The 1,835-nt window shown below is 71.0% G+C and carries 1 protein-coding gene and 1 pseudogene; both read left to right on the top strand.

What is annotated here, in order from left to right:
- The first annotated feature begins 259 nt into the window (after window positions 1-259).
- Window positions 260-1,543: a tRNA pseudouridine(54/55) synthase Pus10 gene (locus ACFR9S_RS04165; RefSeq protein WP_379818119.1), complete on the top strand. Its 1,284-nt coding sequence runs from the start codon at window positions 260-262 to the stop codon at window positions 1,541-1,543.
- Window positions 1,543-1,835: pseudogene (rnhB, locus tag ACFR9S_RS04160) on the top strand (ribonuclease HII); the annotation flags it as partial. The gene ACFR9S_RS04165 and the pseudogene rnhB, both read left to right, overlap by 1 nt.

Below are 1,835 nucleotides of genomic sequence, written 5' to 3'. Positions count from 1 at the left end.
CCTGACGGTCACCGTCTCGGCCTCGCTGCTGGTCGACGACGCCGGCGACGCCGGCGCGCGGTTGGAGGAACGGTTCGGCGTCAGCGACGTCGAGGTGGAGTTGCGAACCGGGCCTCCCTAGCAGTTACGGCAGTCGCGGCGCGCGATCGTGACGGTCACCGCGCCGTTCGTCGGCCTCCCTCTTCTCCGCTGTGTCCCGGCCCTCCAGCCCCGTCGGGGAAGGGCAAGGTAGTTACCCGTTCCGCCCCCGACTCCGCCCATGAGCGTACTGGAGGACGCCCGCGCGGTCGACGCCGTCGGCGGGGTCTGTGACGCCTGTCTGGGCCGGGTCTTCGCCGACCGAAGCTTCGGCCTCACCAACCGCGAACGGGGGCGGGCGCTGCGGACCGCTATCGGTCTCGAGGACGACGAGGAGCCGGCGTCCGTCGACGCGGCGGACTGCTGGGTCTGTGAGGGCTACTGCGACGCGTTCGACGAGTGGGCCGAGCGCGCCGCCAGTAAGGTCGAGGACGTGGAGTTCGAGAGCTATCAGGTGGGCACTCGCCCGCCCGCGCTGATCGAAGAGAACGAGCGAATGCTCCGGGAGGACGCCGGTCTCGACGCCGACGCGGGCGAGCGGTTCAAGAGCGAGTTCAATCGCGAGGTGGGCAAACGCGTCGGCCGGCTCACCGACACCGAGGTCGACTTCGAGCGCCCCGACGTGCAGTTCCTGCTCGATCTCGCCGAAGACGAGGTGACAGCGGAGATCAACTCCGCGTTCGTCTACGGCCGCTACCGGAAGCTGGAGCGCGGCATCCCGCAGACGAAGTGGCCCTGCTCTGCCTGCAACGGCAGCGGCCGGCAGGGTCGGGAGCCCTGCGAGGAGTGTGACGGCTCCCGCTACCGCTACCCCGAGAGCGTCGAACAGCTCACCGCGCCCGTCGTCGAGGACGTGATGGACGGCGTCGGCGCGACGTTCCACGGCGCGGGCCGTGAGGACGTCGACGCCCGGATGCTCGGCACCGGCCGGCCGTTCGTGATCGAGATCGAGGAGCCCCGCCGCCGCACGGTCGACACCGACCGCCTGCAGCAGGACATCAACGCCTTCGCGGAGGGGAAAGTCGAGGTCGAGGGGCTGCGACTCGCGACCCACGACATGGTCGAGCGCGTCAAGCGCCACGACGCCTCGAAACGCTACAGCGCGCAGGTCCGTTTCGACGAGCCAGTCGACGCCGAGTCGTTCGCCGACGCGCTCGCCGAACTCGACGGCGCGACGATCGAACAGGAGACGCCGAACCGCGTCGACCACCGGCGCGCGAGCAAGGTCCGGACCCGCGACGTGTACGAGATCGAGGGCGAGCTCGAGGGAAGCAGGACCGCGACCGTCGAGGTCCACGGCGCAGGCGGGCTCTACATCAAGGAGCTGATCTCGAGCGACGAGGGGCGCACGACGCCCTCGCTCGCGGGGCTGCTCGGCGTCGGCGCCGAGGTGACGGCGCTGGACGTGCTCCGGGTCGACGGCGAGGACGAGCCGTTCGAGCACTCGGCGTACTTCCGGGACTGATGGTCGTCGGCGCCGACGAGGCGGGCAAGGGACCCGCGCTGGGACCGATGGTCGCCGGCGCGGTTAGGGCCGCCCCCGAGGATCTTCCCTCAGGACTGGCGGACTCGAAGGAACTCACCGCGACGCGCCGCGAGGAGCTGGCCGCCGAACTCCGCGACAATCCCGATATCGCTGTCGCCGCGGCGGCGATCCCGCCCGAACGGATCGACGCACCCGACACCGACATGAACGGCCTCGGCGTCGCCGCACAGGCGGAGGCGGTGGCGGCGGTCGCGGAAGCGGGCGACGACGT

This window comes from Halolamina salina (genome assembly GCF_042678005.1).
In the GTDB taxonomy this organism is placed as follows: Archaea; Halobacteriota; Halobacteria; order Halobacteriales; family Haloferacaceae; genus Halolamina; species Halolamina salina.
Note: the sequence above shows the minus strand (reverse complement) of the source record. Positions and strands in the feature narration are given on the sequence as shown.